The following is a 15,084-nucleotide window of genomic DNA, read 5'->3' on the forward strand; positions in this document are numbered from 1 at the left end:
CATGACCCCCCGGCTCCGTACCGCCGTCACCGCCGACCTGCCCGGCATCGTCGAGGTCTTCCTCGACTGCTGGCGGGTCGGCTACGCCGGCGTGCTGCCGGAGCCCGTCACCGCCGCCATGACCACCGACCGCGCCATGACACTGTGGACGGACATACTGGAGTCACCGGCGGCCGCCGGGGTCGTGGTCGCCGAGACCGACGACGGCATCGTGGGCGTCACCCGCCACGGCCCCGTCACCGATCGGCGCGGCGTCGTCGAATCCCTGTACGTGTCGCCACGCCACCAGGGACACGGCACCGGCCGCGCCCTGCTGGCCGAGGCCACCGGCCGGCTCCGCGACCACGGCGCCGACACGGCGGCACTGTGGGTGTTCGCGGCCAACACCCCCGCCATCGGCTTCTACCGCGCCCAGGGCTGGATACCCGACGGCACCGGCCGCACCCAGGACGCCTTCGGGGCACCCGAGATCCGCCTCGTCCGCCGCCTCGACCCCGAACCCGCCGACGCGTTCGGGCGGCTCGCGGCCCGCATCGCCTCCGGCGCACCCGGACGACCCGCCGGCGCCTCCGTGGGACTACGCGCCCCCGGGGTCAGCCGACACGGCGTCGCCGGATTCCGCACCCTCGGCGACGACCCCCGGCCCATGACCCGCGACACCGCGCACGACCTCGCGTCCGTCACCAAGATCGTCGCCACCACGACCGCGCTCATCCGACTGGTGTCCGACCGGCACCTCCGGCTCGACGACCCGGTGAGCCACCACCTGCCCGGCTTCACCGGCGACGGCAGGGAATCCGTCACCGTCCGGCAACTCCTGCGGCACCGCGGCGGACTCCGCGAATGGCAACCCGTCTACCTGCACGCCGACAACCCCGACGCCGCCCTCGCGTACGTGCAGCGACTCCCGCTGCGGTACCGGCCCGACACCGGCAGGCACTACTCCGACCTCGGATTCATGCTGCTGGGCGGCATCGTCGAGACCGTCACCGGACTCGGACTCGCCGACGCCGTCACCACACTCGTCACCGCACCCCTCCGCCTCGACCACACCCGGTACGCGACACCGCTCGGTACCGACATCGCCGCGAGCGCCCCCGGTGACGACGTCGAACACGACATGGTCGCCACCGGCGAACCCCACCCCGTGCTGCCACCGGCACCGGAGTTCACGCGGTGGCGGACCCGGCCACTGATCGGAGAGGTCAACGACGGCAACGCCTTCCACGCGTTCGGCGAAGTCGCCGGACACGCCGGCCTGTTCTCCACACTGGACGACCTGCTGACGTTCGCGGATACCCTCGCCCACTACCGCGACCACACCCGGCTGTGGCGGCCCGAGGTCGTCGACGAGTTCCTGGCCCCCGGACCCGACCCCGAACAGGCCCTCGGGTTCCGCCGCCACCCCTTCTCCGTCGACGGCCGCACCGTCACCATGTACGGCCACCCCGGATTCGTCGGCTGCGTCGTCGGATTCGCGCCCGAAACCGGGACCGCGCTCGCGATGTGCGGCAACCGGCTCACCACCGGACGGCCCCCCGTCCCCACCGACGAACTCTGGACGCAGGCCCACGAGGCCGCGAGCGCCGAGCTCACAACGAGATCGCAGAGGTGACCATGGAAACCACGAAACCGGTACTGGACATCCGCAACCTGTCGGTGTCGTTCCGGACCGGCAAGACCGAGGTCGAAGCCGTCCGCGACGTGTCCATCACCGTGCAGCCCGGCCAGACCGTCGCCGTCGTCGGCGAATCCGGCTCCGGCAAGTCCACCACGGCCACCGCCGTCAACCGGCTGCTGCCCGAGAACGGCCGCATCACGTCCGGACAGGTCCTCTTCGACGGCCGTGACCTCGCCACCCTCACCGAACGCGAGATGGGCGCCATCCGGGGCGCCGGAATCGGACTCGTCCCACAGGACCCCATGTCCAACCTCAACCCGCTCATGCGGATCGGCGACCAGGTCGCCGAAGCCCTCGAAGTCCACGGCCGCGCCCGCGGAAAGGCCGCCAGGGATCGCGCCGTCGAACTCCTCGACATGGTCGGCATCCCCGACCCCGCGCGCCGCGCCGACCAGTACCCGCACGAGTTCTCCGGCGGCATGCGGCAACGCGCCCTCATCGCCATGGGCCTGGCCTGCAAACCGACCCTGCTCATCGCGGACGAACCCACCTCCGCGCTCGACGTCACCCTGCAACGCCGCATCCTCGACCAACTCGACGCGCTCACCGACGAGATGGGCACCGCGGTCTTCCTCATCACCCACGACCTCGGGCTCGCCGCCGAACGCGCCGACACCGTCGCCGTCATGTACCGCGGCGAGATCGTCGAATCCGGTGGCGCCCGGCAGATCCTCGGCGACCCGCAACACGAGTACACGAAACGACTGCTGCGCGCCGCGCCCAGCCTCACCTCCGTCAGCATGGTCGCCGAACCCGCCACTCCCGCTGGCGACGACCTGGTACGGGTATCCGGGCTCACCAAACGGTTCTCGATCCGATCCGCGCGCGGCGGCGAACCCACCGAGTTCACCGCCGTCGACGACGTGTCGTTCAGCATCCCTCGTGGACTCACCGTGTCCATCGTGGGCGAATCGGGGTCCGGGAAGTCCACCACCGCCAACCTCGTACTGGGCCTGGAGACGCCGACCGCCGGGACCATCGAGTTCGACGGCGTCGACGTCGCCGGACTCCGCCGTAAGGAGATGTTCGCGCTGCGGCGGCGGGTACAACCGGTGTTCCAGAACCCGTACGCCTCACTCGATCCCCGGTACACGGTGGAGGAGTCGATCGCGGAACCGTTGAAGGTCCACAAGATCGGCGACAAGCGGTCCCGGCGGGAGTCGGTGCGGAAACTGCTCGACCAGGTGGCGCTGCCCGCCGCCATGGCCGAACGACTGCCACACGAACTGTCCGGCGGGCAACGGCAACGCGTCGCCATCGCGCGTGCGCTGGCGCTGAACCCGGAACTCGTCGTCCTCGACGAGGCGGTGTCGGCACTCGACGTGCTGGTACAGGCGCAGATCCTCGAACTGCTCGGCGAACTGCAACGCGAACTCGGCTTGAGCTACCTGTTCATCAGCCACGACCTCGCGGTGGTGCGGATGATCTCGCACCAGGTGCACGTCATGCGGGCCGGACAGATCGTCGAGAGTGGAACACCGGACGAGCTGTTCGCGGCCCCGCAGGACGACTACACCCGAGAACTCCTCGCCGCCATCCCCGGCGCCGCCCTACAGGCGTGAGTCTGCGGGCGCCGGGTTGAGGTGTCGGCGCCGCGTGCGCGGGGAGCACGTCTCTCAATCCCAGTTCGCCCGCAAGTGTCGGGGACCATCCCCGCGTGTGCGGGGAGCACTGGACACATGTCGTCCAACCTGTCTGAAATCACGGACCATCCCCGCGTGTGCGGGGAGCACTCATGTGGTGTCAATGCCTTGGCGTGCATCGCAGGACCATCCCCGCGTGTGCGGGGAGCACCATGACTTTGTCCTGATTGGCGCGTTTCGGGAAGGACCATCCCCGCGTGTGCGGGGAGCACAGATGTGCGGGCGTCCCACGTGACACCGACCGAGGACCATCCCCGCGTGTGCGGGGAGCACCCATTCGTCATTCTCACCTAGCGGCTCATGGTAGGACCATCCCCGCGTGTGCGGGGAGCACGCGAATCTTCCCGAACTTCCGCCGCGCCATCAGGGACCATCCCCGCGTGTGCGGGGAGCACCATCGCGCCCTTGTTTTTGCGTCCCGCCTCCGTGGGACCATCCCCGCGTGTGCGGGGAGCACGACATGACCGAGTTCCACCCGAAGCTGGCGCGCGGACCATCCCCGCGTGTGCGGGGAGCACGGCCGAGAGCTGATCAATCGTGTCGGTCACGAAGGACCATCCCCGCGTGTGCGGGGAGCACGATACGGCGATCCTGGGTGACGGTCAACCCCAGGGACCATCCCCGCGTGTGCGGGGAGCACCCTTCACGTCGCGGCGCCGCCACACTGGGACGAGGACCATCCCCGCGTGTGCGGGGAGCACGGCCGAGGGTCCCCCGGGTAGGCGCGGGTGCGCGGACCATCCCCGCGTGTGCGGGGAGCACACTTGGTGACCTGCGGGTCTACCGGTGGGTAACCGCATTTCTCACCAAGATCATTTACGCTCCGCCTTTCGTGACGCGTTGCCGTCAAGGTTACCCGTGACGGTTCCCCAGCGCCGGTGGCCGTGCGCTCGACCACCGCACCGGCGAACCCGCGATCGGTGATGACCGACACCACCGACGCAACGGTTCGGAGGACTAGTCTTGGCCTCCGTCAACCCCGGACGTCCCGGTTCCGCGTGAACCGGTGTCCCCGTGAAAAGAGGTCGCCCGTGTTCTCGGTCGCGTTGCGTGAAGACGCAGAACTTCGTCCCCTTGAGGTGTGGCATGCCGAGGAGTTCGCGGCGCACATGGACAAGGCGCGGGAGCACATCCGGCCGTGGGTCGGTCCGACCTTCGTCACCGAGGACGTCGACAAGGCGCGTGACCTGTTGCGTCGATATGCGGAACGCCGCGCCGCCGACTCCGGTGGCCTGTTCGGTATCTGGTGGCGAGGGGAACTCGTCGGCGGTGTCCTCCTGGTCGGCTTCGATGCCGACTGGGGGAACTGCGAGGTGGGTTGCTGGCTGGAGCCGGGCGCAGAGGGGAACGGACTCATCACGGCCGCCAGCCGGACGCTGCTCGACTGGGTCTTCCACACGCGCGGTCTACACCGGGTGGAGTGGGTGTGCCGGGCCGACAACGAACGCAGTGCGGCGGTGGCGAAGCGGCTCGGCATGACGATGGAGGGGCAACGACGCGAAGCCTGGCCGTACCAGGGGAAGCGTTACGACAAGCAGATCTGGGCGATCCTGGCCCCGGAGTGGAAGGCCCAGTCGTCCACATGAGCTTTTCCACAACCCGTTGATCGTCCACACCGGCACAGTCTCACGCTGGACGCCGCCACTCTCCAAGCCCTAGGCTGAAGCCATGGGGTGGAGGAGTGGCGGCCCCCGACACCATTGCTGTGGAGGGGCACCGAATCACAGAACACCGTATTCTCAAGGTGATCAGGTGAGCCGACAAATGATCTTGGTAAGAAACTCGGTTACCGGCGGGTAGACCCGCAGGTCACCAAGTGTGCTCCCCGCGCACGCGGGGATGGTCCTCTCGACTACCTCGCCGCGGCGGGGATAGTCCGGTGCTCCCCGCGCACGCGGGGATGGTCCGTGGCTGTCGATGCCCGTGGACTTCTTCACCTCGTGCTCCCCGCGCACGCGGGGATGGTCCGGCGCTGTACATCGCCCGGAACCATCGGGAACCGTGCTCCCCGCGCACGCGGGGATGGTCCGTGACAGCCTCGATGCGGCCCTTCGGCAACGCGGTGCTCCCCGCGCACGCGGGGATGGTCCGGCCGGCGCAGTGGGAGCCGCTGGTCGACATCGGTGCTCCCCGCGCACGCGGGGATGGTCCCTCGGTCTGAGGGCTCACCCCGCGCCACCAGGCGTGCTCCCCGCGCACGCGGGGATGGTCCTTGGGTGCGAATCGCTCAATTCGGTGTCGGTGCGTGCTCCCCGCGCACGCGGGGATGGTCCCGTGCCGACCGCCACGCTCGTGGCTGTCTACCAGTGCTCCCCGCGCACGCGGGGATGGTCCCTGCATGCCGCCACATACCGCCTGGTCACGGCCCGTGCTCCCCGCGCACGCGGGGATGGTCCCTGCTCTCTCGTCATGGTCGGGTACTTCGCGATGTGCTCCCCGCGCACGCGGGGATGGTCCTGCGTCGATGACCGCGTTCCCTGCCCCGTCGCTGTGCTCCCCACGCACGCGGGGATGGCCCCTGCGACACCAGAGTATCCAGAAGGGACGGAATGTGCTCCCCGCACACGCGGGGATGGTCCCGGACCCGTCGTGTCCGGGGTCCGGGTGGGTCGTGCTCCCCGCGCACGCGGGGATGGTCCTTTTGTTGGCGAGTTGTTCGCGGTCACCCCCACGTGCTCCCCGCCCCCTGCGGGGATGGTCCGGCTTCGTCGTCTCACCGGTGCGCGGCGGCGCGGCGGTTGTTCCGGCGGATGCGGCCGATTCTTCGGAGGGTGCGGGTGCCGAAGTCCTCGATACTCTCGCCGATCACGAGCACGGTGATTCCGGTCGGCGGGTCGTAGGCGACGGGCAGGGTCACCCCTTCCGCCAGCAGGTCGCGGTGTTGCAGTTTCACCCGCTGAGTGGTGAAGGCGTCGAACGAGTCGCGGCCGGAGTCGGCGGCGGGCACGACTCGTAGCCACAGGTCGAACCAGTGGTATTCCGGCTCGCCTTCACCGCTTCCCCACCGGCCTCGGTATTTCAGGCGGGTGATGGTGCCGCTGCCGGGCCGGCCTTCGGCGAACAGCCGCACGAACAGTCGGGCACGTACCCGGCCCTTCGCCAACAGGCAGAACACCGCCACACCGAGCATGCCCCAGAAGTACTGCCGCGGCACATACGGGAGCACCACCGCCACGACGCCCAATCGCAGTACGCCCCACACCACCCAGGTGGCGAGGAGTCCCCAGCCGGCCCACGAGAACACCCGGTACCACCACACGAACTCCATCGGGTCTCCGTTCGATCGTCACCGGACGCACCGAAGCGGTGCCCGTTCACAGTGCCCAGGGCTCGCAACTCTCGGCCGTCCCGTCGACGCCTCATCCCTCGTCTCGGTATGTCACGGAGTACGGCTCCGTCGAAGGCCCTCCGCGAGCCGTTGTCGCAGCGGCGAAGTGCCGTCGGGTAGTAGGCGACCCGGGTCCGTACCGGCCACTCGGCCCCGATCAGGGCTGTAAGGCATGGCACGGCCCGACGGTCAGCCCGTATACGTATTGGAGAACCAAGGGGGTCACCGGGCCGTGATCCGCGACGCTGCGGCCGTCCGCGTCGACGACCAGGAGATTGAACCGGTCCTCGTCCACCTCGTGCAGGGTGGCGGACCGACCGTCCGGCAGTGGGAACATCGGGAACTCGCCGTGGGAGGGACTCGGGAGGTGATACATCGTGGCATCCGCCGGATCGATCCGATAGATGCCGCTCTTCATGTCGGATTCCCAGTGGACGGTGGTGAGGAATGCCGTGTCGTACGCCGTCCACACCGGCTGCCTCAACTGCACCTCTCCCTCGCTGGTGACCACGTGGTCGATCCGTTCGCCGGATTCCGGGTCGGTCCAGACCGCCGAGTCGATCACGATCTCCTCGACCTGTCCGTCGGGAACGGAGATCGTGAGAATCCGGTTCTCGCTCGCCGATGCGAGTCGAGTGGAGTCGTACGACCACGTCAGGTTGGTCGCCGTCTCGTCGACCAGCAATACATCTGTTTCACCGCCCGGCGTGACGAGACGAGTCTCGTTCCTTCCGTCGCCCTCGTCGCCCGGGGGCAGGTCCGCCTGATATGCGATCCACCTTCCGTCCGGTGACCACACCGGGTCGTATGTGGACTCGTCCGCCAACGGGCGACGGTCGCTCCCGTCGACGTCCATGACATACACCTGGTAGTCGCCGTATCCGAACGACGACAGGTCACCGCTGTACTGGGTGTACGCGATACGCGAACCGTCGGGTGACAGGCTCGGCATCCCCGACGCCTGGTCGTGGGTGAGGAGTTCGATCTCGTCGCCCACGAGCCGATGGAGGTCGGGTTGGTCCATGTCCGTCTCCCTTGTGAAGATCCACTGGAGACCGAGCGGACCGCAGTCGCCCTCCGGCTGGCCTTGACAGCCGGTCACGGCGACGGCCCCCATGACGACCGCCATGGTCTTCACGTAACGCCTCATCGCATGCACTCCCGGTGACGACTGAACGTATCCCTGCGGGCTGATGAGCCTGCCACACAACGGATCCGGTGCCCCCTTCCGCCCGTGGTGACGGAACGGTTCGCCCAGGTCGGCGCCGTCCGCGTGGTCGCGTAGCATCGCGGCGGTGGGGTTGGAGATGATCACCGTGGCGGCCGGGCGGGTGACGCTGGCGGATCGGCGTACCGAGACACGCTGGGAGGTGGAGTTGGCGCCCTACCTGCTGTCCCGGTTCCAGGTGACGCAACGCGTGTACGCGGACGTCACCGGTGAGCGTCCGAGCGCCGCCGAGGGCGACGGAATGCCGGTGGAATCGGTGTCGTGGAACGACGCGGTCCGGTTCTGCAATGCCCTGTCGGAGCGGGAGGGGCTGTCCGTCGCGTACCGGTTCACGGACGACGACGTGGTGTGGGACGAGTCGGCCACCGGTTACCGGCTGCCGACCGAAGCCGAGTGGGAGTACGCGTGCCGGGCCGGCACGACGGGTCCACGCTACGGCGCGCTGGATGAGATCGCCTGGTATCGCGGCAACTCCGGGGAACGGCCGCATCGGGCGGGTGAGTTGGCGCCGAATCCGTGGGGCTTCCACGACATGCTCGGCAACGTGTGGGAGTGGTGCTGGGACCTCTACGACACCGCCGTGTACGGCGACTACCGGGTGTTGCGCGGCGGCGGATGGTGTGACGAGCAGTGGAGTTGCCGCGCCGGGGTGAGGCGGCGCAGCATGCCGACGTTCCGTATCGACGACGTCGGTTTCCGGGTCGCGCGCAACGCGGGCTGAAGGGTGGGCGTCGGCGGTGTCCACACCGTCCATCCACAATGTCCTGCGATCGGCGGGAGGTGGGACGGTGGTCACCGCCCCACCTCGACTCCGGGGGTCGCGGGTCCGCCGGCCGCGCGGGATACCGGGCGCGACGGACCCGACGTTCTGGTCAGCTCCGCTTGTACTTCTCCCACCACGTCAACGGGACCCGGTACGCGCTGGGCGTGTTGTCCGCGGCGTGGTTCGCGAGGCCGTTCTTGCCGTAGTAGTAGTCGTGGACCTGGGATTGTGCCTGCGAGGACAGGTCCGGGTCGGAGATGCCGACGGCGTGGATGTGGTACGCGAAGCCCTGGTCCGGGGTGCGCAGCCAGGCCGCGAAACCGACGGTCCGTAGCGCCTTCACCATCTGCCACCGTTGCGTGGACGTCAATCCGCTCACGCTGATGTCGATGACGCCGCCGCCGTCGTGGGTTCCGGCGGAACCCGGGTTGGACGAGGTGTACGAGCCCTGTGTGAGGGTGATCCGCCACGACAGCATCGCGTCGGCCGCCGCGAGCATGTTGACGGTGCGGGTGTTGGTGCGTTTCCCGCCGTAGCTGTCGGTGCGGGAACCGGGGCTGACCGGGCGGGTCACGGACCACGCGCTGCCGCCGAGCTGGGTGAGTGACGTCCGGCCGGGGAGGCCGTTGGCGTCGAGTCCGGTGTATCCGAGCGACCGCTGGTAGGCGGAGTAGCCGGAGATGGTGGAGGTGCCGTAGTGGCCGTCGACCTGCGCGGAGTTGAGGTGGCCGCGTCCGTTGAGGCGTTGTTCGACGCGCAGGACGTGGTCGCCGCAGCCGGGGGTGATGCCGGTGCCGGACTTGCGGGGGTCGACCTGGGCCGCCAGCAGCACCATCTCCATGTCGACGGTCGCCAGGGTGCCGACGTCCTCGGCGGCGGCGGTGCCCGCCGCGAAGGCCGAGGGGACGGCGACCGCGGCGGCGGCCAGACCCGCCCGGGACAACAGCCATCGCCTGCTGCGGCGGATGTCGGTGGGATCGTCTGCCATGTCATTTCCTCTCTGACAGTCATCCACATTCGGCGCGGCGCCCGTGAAATGCCGGGTGCGGGTCGCTCGCGGGGCTGCCACCTGCGGATGTGAGGCGGATTCACCGTCTCGGAGGCAGACTATGACCGGCGACAACAACCGGTCCATATATGGATGAATTGTTCTCGGGGATGCAATGTGGACGGCTGTGAATCGGTAGGGGGTGTGTCGGGTCGGTACGATGTGGACACGACGTCCGGAAGGAGTGGCATGGACGGCAACATGGGAGGCGATTCGGGTGCCGGCTGGAGCGGCGCGGGACTACCGAGCCGCCCGTCACGACGATCGAAGGATTCACCGTCACGAATGTCGGTCACCGGTTGGATCATCACGATCGGCGGTGTCGCCCTGGTCGGCGGGATGATCGCGTGGGGGATCCTGACCCGGTAACGGCCGGTCGGGCAGCCTGAAGCCGTGCGCGGTCAGCGCCGCCGTGAGGGCCACCTTGAACGCGGTGACGTCCTTCCCGCAGGCGTCGAGCTCGGCGGCTCCCAGGACGTGCGTGAGACCGGAGCCGGTGCGGGCGAGCACACACGGCGTCCGTCCACTACAGGCGGCGCGTATCGGCTCGTCACATTCGTTACGGTGCAACAGGGTGAACGGCACACCCGAGTCCTGGACCATCCGGTCCCATTCGGGTTTGCGGCCGAGGCCGCGGTGCGTGATGTCGCACAGGCCGCAGTGCGCGGTGCCACGCAGCTTCCCCACCACGTAGCTCAGCTCGCCGAGTAGTCCGCCGTCGGCATGGTAGACGCCGATCAGCTCGGTGATCTCGGAGTCGTCTCCTGCCGCCATGCGGTGACTGTATCCGTCCCGCACCCCCGACTCGGGCGTGACATCCATCCGACGATTCAGCCATTGCCACATGCCGATACCGTGATGAGCCGGTGACGGAGTAGACGCGGAGGGGCTTACATGGCGTCGTTGGATGAGTTCATCTCGTCGGTGCGGGGGAACGTGTCGGCGGTGAACGAGGTGACGGCCGCGTTCGCGTCGAGTGGGAGTGTCGCGGACGAGTTGGTGGCGACGTTTCAGGGCTTGGCGGCGCATGGTCTGGTGGACGGGTCGTTGTTGTTGAAGCGGCAGGTCGAGGAGGCGCAAGAGCTGCTGGGTCCGGTGGTGGCGAAGCTGGAGGAGGCGATCGCGACGGCGGAGGGGTTGAAGGGTTTACTCGACGACGCGGCGGGGGCGGTGGCCCGGCCGGCACCGACCCCGATGACGCGCGCACCGGCGGCGGTGCGTGAACCGGTCGCCAAGGTCGGTGACCCGGTCACGGCGCCACCGGCTGCCCTGCCCGACCCCCACCGGCAGGAACTCGCGGGGCATGACGAGGAGGACAAGTCGAAGAGTAGGTTCCGTCGTGCCGGGCGAGCCGCCATCCGCCACGCGGAGACCATGCAGAAGCACTCCAAGGAGGCGACGAAGGTGGTCGTCAGCGACCGACGGATCTTCGATCCCCCCGCCTCCGGTACGTACACCACGGTCGGAGTCCCGGAACCCCCGCCGACCTCCATCACGGCGGACAAGATCGACCCGACCGATATCGTCGGGAACGCCGCTGTCATGACCGCATTCGCGTTCGAGGCATTCGCCAGAAGATTCCGGAGGAAGAAGAAGTGAAGATCTCGGCTACACACCACGACTTCATCAGGGCGATCGTCTCGGGTGACACACGTACCGCCGACGAGCTCAACGAACGAATTCCACAGACCGAACGGCGAGACTTCCACGTATTCGTGTCGGCGTTCTTCGCGCTCATGCTGGAGCAGCGGTTCAAGGACGACTCAAGCCGCGAGACGATTTCGACATTCGTCGACGAGATGCGACACGACTTCCGCAACGCGAACCCCCCGATGCAGCCCCTGGTGGTGGAAGCCCTCATCCGGGCGCATTGCGGTGAGGACCACCTGTTCGAGGAGTTGTCGGCCACGGACGTGTACCGCGCGGAGTTTCAGGTCATCGTCAAGGTCGGTACCCAGACTCCGGAGGTGAGGGAGCGGCTGGGCGACTTCCTGGCCGACGCGGAACGACTCGCGCAGAGTTGGAGTGCCGAAGCCGAGGAATCGGCGTGATTCAGCCGGCGGTTTTCCACAACCGCGAGTTATCCACAAGCAGCGGCCGACCGGCTGGACGACCCGCGCGAATCCGTTCTACGCTCAAAGTATGGGGCGGAGGTTGGAGGCCCCCTGAAGCCTTGGACCTCAAGGGGGCCAGGGTCACGAGGCTGCACGTAGGGCGGTCGTCAGACCTCGCCAGTCGGCCCGACTGCAATACAGCAGCCCCAACGCGGGATTCTTCGAGTCACGTACGGCGATGTGGTCGTTGAGGGCGCTCACTTCAACGCAGTTTCCAGCGTTGTCGCCTGATCGGGAGGATTTTCGCCAGGTCATGCGCGCCGTTGCGGGGAATCCGGGAATCATACTTCCTTCGCGATCGTCTTGATGAGAGTTCTGCTCTCCGTTTCAGACAGCGATGCCTTGATGAGGTGTTTGAAGGCGCCGTCATACTGCTCGACTTCGCCCGGATCGTCCATGTAGAGCGAACCGGTCAAATAGTCCAGGTATGCCACACGATAGTGCGGCGCGAGTGCGAATCTCAAGATCGAGAACGGGTTGGTCATGGAACGATGCGCTCCATACGAACTGGGGAGGACCTGGATCGTCACGTTGGGCCGCTGCGACAAGACCAGAAGATGTTCGAGCTGACCCCGCAATGTCTCGGTTCCTCCGACCAGGCATCTCATCGCCGATTCGCAGATGATGACCCAGTATTCGGGCGCCGTTTCGTCGTTCAACAACTCGGTTCTCTTGAGCCGAAGCGCTAGATGCTCCTCGACTCGGTCCGCCCTCGCGCCGGCTCGTAGCACTGCTCGGGCGTATTCCTCCGTCTGCACGAGTCCCGGCAACACGTGTATCGCGAATTCGTGGATCGCGGAAGCGTCCCGCTCCAATGCCACCAGCCCCTCGAACCACTCCGGGACTACACCCGTATAGCCCTTCAACCATCCTCGCCGACGAGAACCTTTCACCAGGTCCAATAGCGCGTCACGTTGGGCGTCTTCAACGCCGTAGAGATCGAAAAGCCTCGCTGCCACGTGAACGGTCATCGAGGATTTCGCTTGTTCGTACCGCGACAGTGCGCTGGGATCGATGTCCACGGCAGCGGCGACATCCTGCTGTTTCATCGCGGCTATCAGGCGAAGCCTCCGCAGTTCGGACGCGACGATCCGCCGTCGAACGGTGGGTCCTTGTGACTGGCTCATGCGACGCCCCTCCGCCATAAATCACAACTTGCTAGTTACCATCAGTGATGGTACGGTGTGTGAACATCGAATCACAAGTCGCTCCATTGAGACAGGATCGGAGTGACGACCGGGGCGGTCCACAGGTCCCCAAACCAGCCCGCCCCGGCCCCCTGAACAGATCGGAGGTGTGGCCCCGGATCCAGCTCTCAGTGTGCCATGCGTGACCGGTCGGTCGCGCACAGCGGTGGCGCTCGTACCCGGTCGGGGGCGGCCGGTGGGCGCTCGCCTTCCACGACGCGCGATTCCGCGTCGTCCTCATTCTCCCGCCGGCGTGCACGACATCCGTCCATGTTGTACCGGCGGTCTCCCGCAGTCGGGCGACACCCGGCGCCCTGCTGCTCCGGGGCGGGCAGATGTCCACCGGTGGCACCTCCGGGCCACTTCACGGTGCGTCCCTGCCCGCTCCGGCTCACCGTTCTCCGTCTCGAAAGGTTCCGCCGTCATGGTGATACGCCGCTGCGACTACGAGATCCACCGTCCCGACGCCGATCCGCCCGAGGCCACCGGGCATCCCGACCCGGAGGTGCAGGCGCGACTGGTCGCTGCAGTCCGGGCGAAACGGCCACGCCGGTTCGCGTTCGTGCAGGCCGCGACCCATCCCGACCACCGGACCGAGATCGGGTTGATCGTGCACGGCATCCGGCACGTCGACGGTTCGGCGGTGCTGCTGGGCGACGGCGGGCACCCGTTCGGGTGGTACGTGTCGGTCGATTCCGCGCTGGCCCGGATGCCGTTGCCGGGCATGCACCTGGTGTGGGTGGACGCGGACCGCGACACCGCACTGTGCTCGGACGCGGCGGTCGAAGCCGAACGGCAGGACGGGCGGTACTGGATCGTCTCGCTGCCGCTGATCGCGTTCGGTGCCGCCGACGCCAGGGCGCGGGCGTTGGACATCCTCGACGTCGTGGCGGAGTCCGAGCCCGGCCTACTCCGGCAGGGCACCACGGTCTGCCACGAGTCCGGCAGCCCGATGTCGTTGTTCTGCGAACGGGAGGGGTGTCTCCGGCCGCCGTTCCACGACGGCGCGCACGACGTCCCGGAATCCGTGCCCCAGCTCGCTCCGGCTCCGGACGCCGCGACCGAACCGTCCGCCGAGACGGCCGAACGGAGTTCGTGATGGACATCGAGGTCACCGCCGCCGACATCGAATGGGCGGACCGGTACGGGCACGCGCGGGTCTGCGGGCATCTGCTGCGCGCCGTGGACATCCTGGCGTTGGAGCAGGTCGGGGACCGGCGGCTCGACGGAGAGCTCCGGCGTTCCGCGCGGGAACGGCTCGCCGCGGACTTCACGGAACGGTTCCGGCGCAAGGAGGCCGCCGCACGGGCCGACTGGGAGACCCGCAACGGCCGGCCCGCGACCGTCCGCGACTGCGACGGCTGAACCACACCGCTGTCAAACACGGCTTGGGTGGCCTGAGGCCCGGCTTGGGTGGTCTGAGGCCCGCGTCAAATCGGACATCCGCGCCTATTCGAGGCATGTCGATGGGCTCCAGGCCACCCAAGGCGCGGAAACGGAGAGTCGAGAACCGGGTGACACCGATCGATCATGGAGGGGCATCGTGTCCATCGTTCACCACGGCGGCGGCGTTCACCGCACCACCGTTCACGCCATCACCGCCACGTCCGGCCGTCCCGCCGTCGGGTACCGGCCGGCGCGGGAGTTCCGGGTCTCGCTGCTGCGTTATCCGCACGCGCCGTTGGCCCGTCGCGCGGCACGGATCCGCGCCGAACGTGAGGCCGCCGCGCGCATCCCGCGCGAACACCTACCGGTGCGCAGGCTGCGTTTCGTGATCGCGCTCGGACTGTTTCCGATCCTGTGGTTCCTGCCGCGTTGCGGCCATTCGCGGTGCGGTGAGCCGTGGCCGTGCAATCCGCTCATCGCGCATCTTCGCCGCGTCCACGGCTGGCACGGCGGAATCCAGCATCACGTTCACGCCCTCGCGACCCGGCGACGTCGCAGGCGCGCCACCCGCCGCAACCCCGGGGCCGTCACTCACCGGCGCGTACGCACCGGGGCGACTCGGGCGTGACGGCCCGTCGCGGCAACGGACCGGCCGCCGAGGCGGGAACACGAAGAAGCCGCCCGGGCGAGACCCGGGCGGCTTCGG

At 68.2% G+C, this 15,084-nt stretch carries 15 protein-coding genes and 1 CRISPR repeat array; of the genes, 9 read left to right on the top strand and 6 right to left on the bottom strand.

What is annotated here, in order from left to right; all coding sequences use genetic code 11:
- Window position 1: 1 nt before the first annotated feature.
- The 3 genes from LX16_RS25480 (at window position 2) to LX16_RS25490 (ending at window position 4,910) form a co-directional block, all read left to right on the top strand.
- A complete protein-coding gene (locus LX16_RS25480) occupies window positions 2-1,615 on the top strand; it encodes a GNAT family N-acetyltransferase (protein ID WP_147144522.1) in 1,614 nt (537 codons plus the stop codon).
- A 2-nt stretch (window positions 1,616-1,617) separates the two neighbouring features.
- Window positions 1,618-3,243, top strand: coding sequence for an ABC transporter ATP-binding protein (locus tag LX16_RS25485; RefSeq protein WP_147144523.1), 1,626 nt, complete (start codon window positions 1,618-1,620; stop codon window positions 3,241-3,243).
- Between the two features lie 82 nt (window positions 3,244-3,325).
- Window positions 3,326-4,086: direct repeats of the CRISPR family, unit length 28 nt; unit sequence GGACCATCCCCGCGTGTGCGGGGAGCAC.
- Window positions 4,087-4,355: 269 nt separating this feature from the next.
- On the top strand, window positions 4,356-4,910 hold the full coding sequence (locus LX16_RS25490; protein WP_147144524.1) for a GNAT family N-acetyltransferase: 555 nt from the start codon (window positions 4,356-4,358) through the stop codon (window positions 4,908-4,910).
- A gap of 1,127 nt (window positions 4,911-6,037) precedes the next feature.
- Here LX16_RS25490 and LX16_RS25495 read toward each other — a convergent pair.
- Together LX16_RS25495 and LX16_RS25500 are read right to left on the bottom strand one after the other, a co-directional pair.
- On the bottom strand, window positions 6,038-6,592 hold the full coding sequence (locus tag LX16_RS25495) for a hypothetical protein (protein WP_147144525.1): 555 nt from the start codon (window positions 6,590-6,592) through the stop codon (window positions 6,038-6,040).
- Window positions 6,593-6,809: 217 nt separating this feature from the next.
- On the bottom strand, window positions 6,810-7,802 hold the full coding sequence (locus LX16_RS25500; RefSeq protein ID WP_158645744.1) for a TolB family protein: 993 nt from the start codon (window positions 7,800-7,802) through the stop codon (window positions 6,810-6,812).
- Window positions 7,803-7,959: 157 nt separating this feature from the next.
- Here LX16_RS25500 and LX16_RS25505 point away from each other — a divergent pair, with 157 nt between their 5' ends.
- The gene (locus LX16_RS25505; RefSeq protein ID WP_147144608.1) at window positions 7,960-8,601 is read left to right on the top strand and encodes a formylglycine-generating enzyme family protein; all 642 of its coding nucleotides are present in this window, start codon (window positions 7,960-7,962) and stop codon (window positions 8,599-8,601) included.
- Window positions 8,602-8,752: 151 nt separating this feature from the next.
- Here the strand turns inward: LX16_RS25505 and LX16_RS25510 are convergent, their stop codons facing one another.
- Together LX16_RS25510 and LX16_RS25515 are read right to left on the bottom strand one after the other, a co-directional pair.
- Window positions 8,753-9,631 carry a peptidoglycan-binding domain-containing protein gene (locus LX16_RS25510; protein WP_147144527.1) on the bottom strand — a complete coding sequence of 293 codons (879 nt, stop codon included), beginning with the start codon at window positions 9,629-9,631 and terminating at the stop codon, window positions 8,753-8,755.
- 339 nt (window positions 9,632-9,970) lie between these two features.
- Entirely contained in the window at window positions 9,971-10,465 is a 495-nt protein-coding gene (locus tag LX16_RS25515) for a hypothetical protein (protein ID WP_147144528.1), read from the bottom strand.
- 120 nt (window positions 10,466-10,585) lie between these two features.
- On the opposite strand from LX16_RS25515, the gene LX16_RS25520 reads away from it, so the two are divergent.
- Window positions 10,586-11,290: a hypothetical protein gene (locus LX16_RS25520; protein ID WP_147144529.1), complete on the top strand. Its 705-nt coding sequence runs from the start codon at window positions 10,586-10,588 to the stop codon at window positions 11,288-11,290.
- On the top strand, window positions 11,287-11,742 hold the full coding sequence (locus LX16_RS25525; RefSeq protein ID WP_147144530.1) for a hypothetical protein: 456 nt from the start codon (window positions 11,287-11,289) through the stop codon (window positions 11,740-11,742). The genes LX16_RS25520 and LX16_RS25525 overlap by 4 nt, the downstream gene beginning before the upstream one ends.
- Before the next feature lie 144 nt (window positions 11,743-11,886).
- Here LX16_RS25525 and LX16_RS25530 read toward each other — a convergent pair whose 3' ends face one another.
- Window positions 11,887-12,090, bottom strand: coding sequence for a DUF397 domain-containing protein (locus LX16_RS25530; RefSeq protein ID WP_147144531.1), 204 nt, complete (start codon window positions 12,088-12,090; stop codon window positions 11,887-11,889).
- A complete protein-coding gene (locus tag LX16_RS25535; RefSeq protein WP_158645745.1) occupies window positions 12,087-12,932 on the bottom strand; it encodes a helix-turn-helix domain-containing protein in 846 nt (281 codons plus the stop codon). The genes LX16_RS25530 and LX16_RS25535 overlap by 4 nt, the downstream gene beginning before the upstream one ends.
- 484 nt (window positions 12,933-13,416) lie before the next feature.
- Between LX16_RS25535 and LX16_RS25540 the strand changes: the two genes are divergently transcribed.
- The 3 genes from LX16_RS25540 to LX16_RS25550 all read left to right on the top strand — a co-directional run bounded on the left by LX16_RS25540 (window position 13,417) and on the right by LX16_RS25550 (window position 15,006).
- On the top strand, window positions 13,417-14,091 hold the full coding sequence (locus LX16_RS25540; RefSeq protein ID WP_147144533.1) for a Rieske (2Fe-2S) protein: 675 nt from the start codon (window positions 13,417-13,419) through the stop codon (window positions 14,089-14,091).
- A complete protein-coding gene (locus LX16_RS25545) occupies window positions 14,091-14,357 on the top strand; it encodes a hypothetical protein (RefSeq protein ID WP_147144534.1) in 267 nt (88 codons plus the stop codon). Before LX16_RS25540 ends, LX16_RS25545 begins: the two co-directional genes overlap by 1 nt.
- Before the next feature lie 178 nt (window positions 14,358-14,535).
- Window positions 14,536-15,006, top strand: coding sequence for a hypothetical protein (locus tag LX16_RS25550; protein WP_147144535.1), 471 nt, complete (start codon window positions 14,536-14,538; stop codon window positions 15,004-15,006).
- The last annotated feature ends 78 nt before the right edge of the window (window positions 15,007-15,084 follow it).

The organism is Stackebrandtia albiflava, assembly GCF_007994225.1.
Lineage (GTDB): Bacteria > Actinomycetota > Actinomycetes > Mycobacteriales > Micromonosporaceae > Stackebrandtia > Stackebrandtia albiflava.

Bases quoted from the DNA above. Each gene is read 5' to 3' on its own strand.
- LX16_RS25480 (WP_147144522.1), top strand. From the start codon at position 2: ATGACCCCCCGGCTCCGTACCGCCGTCACCGCCGACCTGCCCGGCATC.
- LX16_RS25485 (WP_147144523.1), top strand. From the start codon at position 1,618: ATGGAAACCACGAAACCGGTACTGGACATCCGCAACCTGTCGGTGTCG.
- LX16_RS25495 (WP_147144525.1), bottom strand. From the start codon at position 6,592: ATGGAGTTCGTGTGGTGGTACCGGGTGTTCTCGTGGGCCGGCTGGGGA.
- LX16_RS25500 (WP_158645744.1), bottom strand. From the start codon at position 7,802: ATGAGGCGTTACGTGAAGACCATGGCGGTCGTCATGGGGGCCGTCGCC.
- LX16_RS25505 (WP_147144608.1), top strand. From the start codon at position 7,960: ATGATCACCGTGGCGGCCGGGCGGGTGACGCTGGCGGATCGGCGTACC.
- LX16_RS25510 (WP_147144527.1), bottom strand. From the start codon at position 9,631: ATGGCAGACGATCCCACCGACATCCGCCGCAGCAGGCGATGGCTGTTG.
- LX16_RS25515 (WP_147144528.1), bottom strand. From the start codon at position 10,465: ATGGCGGCAGGAGACGACTCCGAGATCACCGAGCTGATCGGCGTCTAC.
- LX16_RS25520 (WP_147144529.1), top strand. From the start codon at position 10,586: ATGGCGTCGTTGGATGAGTTCATCTCGTCGGTGCGGGGGAACGTGTCG.
- LX16_RS25530 (WP_147144531.1), bottom strand. From the start codon at position 12,090: ATGATTCCCGGATTCCCCGCAACGGCGCGCATGACCTGGCGAAAATCC.
- LX16_RS25535 (WP_158645745.1), bottom strand. From the start codon at position 12,932: ATGAGCCAGTCACAAGGACCCACCGTTCGACGGCGGATCGTCGCGTCC.
- LX16_RS25540 (WP_147144533.1), top strand. From the start codon at position 13,417: ATGGTGATACGCCGCTGCGACTACGAGATCCACCGTCCCGACGCCGAT.
- LX16_RS25545 (WP_147144534.1), top strand. From the start codon at position 14,091: ATGGACATCGAGGTCACCGCCGCCGACATCGAATGGGCGGACCGGTAC.